This is a genomic window from Marinobacter sp. AC-23 (genome assembly GCF_001858325.1).
GTDB lineage: Bacteria > Pseudomonadota > Gammaproteobacteria > Pseudomonadales > Oleiphilaceae > Marinobacter.
Window position 1 is genome coordinate 1 of the sequence record NZ_MBPP01000056.1, and the last position, 3791, is coordinate 3791.

Consider the following 3791-nt stretch of genomic DNA (forward strand, 5'->3'; position numbering starts at 1 on the left):
TTCAAACGGCTTATAATCCAGTTCTATGTGGTCTGCTTCGATTCTCGACAGGTCCAGAATGTCGTTTAAAAGCTGCAGCAATACCTCTGATGCTGAAAACGCTTTGCCCACCAAACGCTTGGAGTAATCGTTGAGTGGTGCTTCTTTTAGCAGAACCAGCATGCCGATAACGGCGTTCATGGGCGTGCGGATTTCGTGGCTCATGTTTGCAAGAAAGGCCGTTTTTACCTTAACGGCAGACTCTGCCTCCAGCTTCTGCATGTTGAGTTCAGCGGTTTTCTCTATGACTTCCTGCTCGACCCGACGCTTCGCGTTAGATAGCAGCATGAACGCGGCCAGTATCAACCCATTTATAATCAGGCCGCTTACAAGAATAGCGGTAGGTAGCTTGCTTGCGTTGTATTTTTCGAATAGCTGAGTTGTCTGGACATCAAACTTCCATTCCCGGCCGTATATATCCAGAACGTAAGAAGCTTGGAACATGGGCGAGGTATCGTAGTTGTTCTCTGCTGTGCCACTGAATTCGCTATAGAGCTGGTGTTTGCCATCACTAATTTGAAAATGTAGTAGTCGGTTGGTGTTTGCCAGTGTGCCTTCCATTAACCGGGAAACAACAAACGGTGCGTAGACAAGGCCCAGGAAGTCCGCTTCCTTGTTTTCTTGTTGCGGTGCTTCTGGTGTGCGATAGAAAGGTTGGAAAAACAAAAAGCCGGGCTTCTTTTCGTCATCCTGCACCAGCGCTATGGGGCCAGTAATCTGGGTCTCGCCTGTGCGCATGGCTTTTAGGGCAGCCGTGAAACGGTTTGTCTCATGAGCCATGTCTAGCCCGATGGCAGCTTCGTTTCCGGCTAACGGCTCAAGATAGGTGATAGGCCAAAAGTCGGTTCCTGTATGAGGCGGGTGAACGCTAAAGCCCGGGCGTTCCTGTCGTTCTTTCGCAAGATAGGATTCAAGATTACTTTCCGGCACACGTTTAATAACCCCAATCCCGCTCACCCCCGGCAAACGGTCTTGCACCGCAAGTGACTCTGCAAAATGCTGCCACTGAGTGCGTGAAATGTCGCCGCCGTTTGCGCGGATGGTGCCGACCCCGGAAAGCAGAGCAAGCTCGTATTTTTGCATCCGGTCCATCAATAGCCCATTGAGTTGCTGAACCCTCTGGTCAAACTGGTCTTCAGCCCTGGTATCGGCAATTTGTGCAGAAAATTGCCAGGCTGTAATGGTTAGCAGCAAGGAAAGGCCAATCACCACCCAGTGGAGGTTTGTTATTTGAGCAGCTACGCCCCGGAGTTTTACCATATACTTGTCAGGCCTGAGTGATGGGTTCACGTGCGATAAGCCAGACTAGCCGACATTTCGCAAAAGTTATAGCGTGGCAGTAAGTTACCGTGAACTGAGAGAGAGTGTGTCGAGCGGTCTTTTTCAGCCAGCACGTTTATCAGGCCACGAGCAATTATGGCGCTTCGTCTATAGCGGTGAGAATAAAAGGGTGGTTATGAGTCCTGAAGAGTGGCAGAGCGTTCTGGAGGTTATTCCGGATGTGCGTGATGGTCTGACTCGCACAGAGAGGCTTATTCTGTATCTGATACATGAAACCCAGAAAGAGAGAAACGGGCGGAATGTCCCCACCGTTATGCTTTACGGTAGGGTGCTGGAGTACGTGGATATGAGCGAGGCCGAGCTGCATGTGTATCTCGACCGGTTGGGCGTCCGGGGTGATGGCACGCAATAGGTGCGGCGCTTGGCTACGTAATGACCGAAATCAATCAGAGTTTTCTTGAAAGTGATCCTTGAATATCACTGCTTCACTAAGAGGCACACGTGTGGTCCGGGTTTTGTTGGCTTTGACCTCCGGATCTTCGTAACCGAAGCAGATACCGAAAACAACGCCCATATTTTCATCCAGCCCAAAGGCATCGCGAACCATGTCAGGGTGCGATCGCAAGCTGCCCATGGCGCAGGAGCTTATTCCATGGGCCGTCATTGCCAGCATCAGGGTTTGCGCGTAAATGCCGACATCCACGGCGATAGTCGCACCAAAGGAGCTATCCATGCACAAGAAAGCTACGTGTGGCGCATCAAAGAACTCGAAATTACGCAGGGCAGCCCGGCTCCGCCCAGCCTTGTCATCGCGGGCGATCTCCATTTCGCCATACAGTGCGGAGGCACATTCAACTTGGCGGCTACGATACGGGCCATCGAACTTGCTGACGTAGCTGAAATCCGGTTTTGATGGTATTCCTGACATTGCCCGCTCAACAAATTGTTTGCGCAGTGAGTCACGTAGCGCGCCAGAAGCCACGACTACTTTCCAAGGCTGCGTATTGCAGTTTGATGGGGCCTGCTGTGCCTGTTCAAAGACTTCTCTAATCGTGCTTTCGGGCACCGGTTCCGGTAAAAAGCCGCGGACAGAGCGCCGCTGGGAAATCGTATCTGCCAGAGACATGGTGGGTTTGCTGATTGCATTCATATGAGACTCCGAAACGATAGGAAGGCCATGAGCACTCGCACCGAGTGCTCATGGCGGTGCTGGTGCTGGTCAGAAAAACACGCCAGGTAGCCATGTCGCGATTTCCGGAAAGACCATGATGATGCCAATGGCCACGATCTCGATGATCACGAACGGAACCACGGAGGTGTAGATGTCCTTCATGGTAATTTCCGGTGGGACCACGCCTTTCAGATAAAACAGATTAAATCCGAAAGGAGGTGTTTTATAGCCGATTTCCATGTTGATCACGAACAGTATGCCGAACCAGATTGGATCGAAACCAAGGGATTTCACGATCGGCATGAACACCGGCAGAGTGATCAGCATGATGCCAACCGGGTCGAGCACCATGGCCAGGAAGAATATGATCACCATCATTGCAATGATGATGCCCCAGGGCCGCCGGGAATGTGTTGCATCATGCCTTCTATCAGATCCTGAGCACCCATGCTTTGATATGCCGCGCTAAACGCGTGAGCGGCAAACAGGATCCACATGATCATGCCCGTGAGCTTGAAGGTACGGATAGCGGCTTCTTGCAGGACGCTCCACTTGAGTTGGCGATAGACGGCCGCCGAAATCAGCGAACCAAGAACACCCATGGCGGCGGCTTCCGTTGGCGTGGTAATGCCACCGATAATGGAGCCGAGAACCATGAACACAACGCCAATGGGCAGCAGTACAGATCTTAATGCACGGAGCTTCTCAGGCCAGGTGCCACGTTCCTCCGGAGGCAGGGCCGGTGCCAGATGCGGCTGGAGGGTAGAGCGTACGATAATGTAAGTAACGGTCATTACCATCAGCAGCACACCAGGCATGATGCCGGCAGCAAACATCTGGCCTACGGATACCCCGGTAATCAGGGCGTAGAGAATCATCAGAATGCTGGGCGGTATCAGAATGCCCCAGCCACCACCTGTATTGATGACACCCAGCGCCATTTTGCGGTCATAGCCCCGCTCCAGCATGGAGGGCAATGCGATGGTGCCCATGGCAACCACCGCTGCGCCACTGATGCCAACCATGGCGGCAAATATGGCGCAGATAACCAGGGTTCCTATAGCCAGGCCGCCGCGAAGGCCGCCAAACCACAGTTGCATCATCCGGTACAAATCCCTTGCGACACCGGTTCGCTCCAGAACCATGGCCATGAACACGAAAAGTGGTATGGCAACTAGCGTAAAACTGCCCATGGTGCCCAGGATCTGCGCAGCCACCATATAGAAGGAATCGAATCCCCAGGTGAAATAAAGMCCACTGATAACCAGCAGAGGAACAACAATGCTCAGTACCAAGGTTA

3 protein-coding genes and 1 pseudogene are annotated in these 3791 nt (G+C 52.5%); 1 reads left to right on the top strand and 3 read right to left on the bottom strand.

Annotation, left to right across the window (positions count from 1 at the left end; translation table 11 throughout):
• Positions 1-1299: CHASE domain-containing protein (locus BCA33_RS16065; protein ID WP_071267437.1), on the bottom strand; the 1299-nt coding region annotated here is incomplete at its 3' end.
• A gap of 196 nt (positions 1300-1495) precedes the next feature.
• Here BCA33_RS16065 and BCA33_RS16070 point away from each other — a divergent pair.
• Positions 1496-1732, top strand: a complete 237-nt coding sequence (locus BCA33_RS16070; RefSeq protein WP_071267439.1) for a hypothetical protein — start codon at positions 1496-1498, stop codon at positions 1730-1732.
• Positions 1733-1762: 30 nt separating this feature from the next.
• On the opposite strand, the gene BCA33_RS16075 is transcribed toward BCA33_RS16070, so the two are convergent.
• Entirely contained in the window at positions 1763-2470 is a 708-nt protein-coding gene (locus BCA33_RS16075) for a nitroreductase (RefSeq protein WP_071267441.1), read from the bottom strand.
• Positions 2471-2539: 69 nt separating this feature from the next.
• Positions 2540-3791: pseudogene (locus BCA33_RS16080) on the bottom strand (TRAP transporter large permease subunit); the annotation flags it as partial.

Excerpts from the sequence above, each read along its gene's own strand:
- BCA33_RS16070 (WP_071267439.1), top strand. The coding sequence starts at position 1,496 with ATGAGTCCTGAAGAGTGGCAGAGCGTTCTGGAGGTTATTCCGGATGTG.
- BCA33_RS16075 (WP_071267441.1), bottom strand. The coding sequence starts at position 2,470 with ATGAATGCAATCAGCAAACCCACCATGTCTCTGGCAGATACGATTTCC.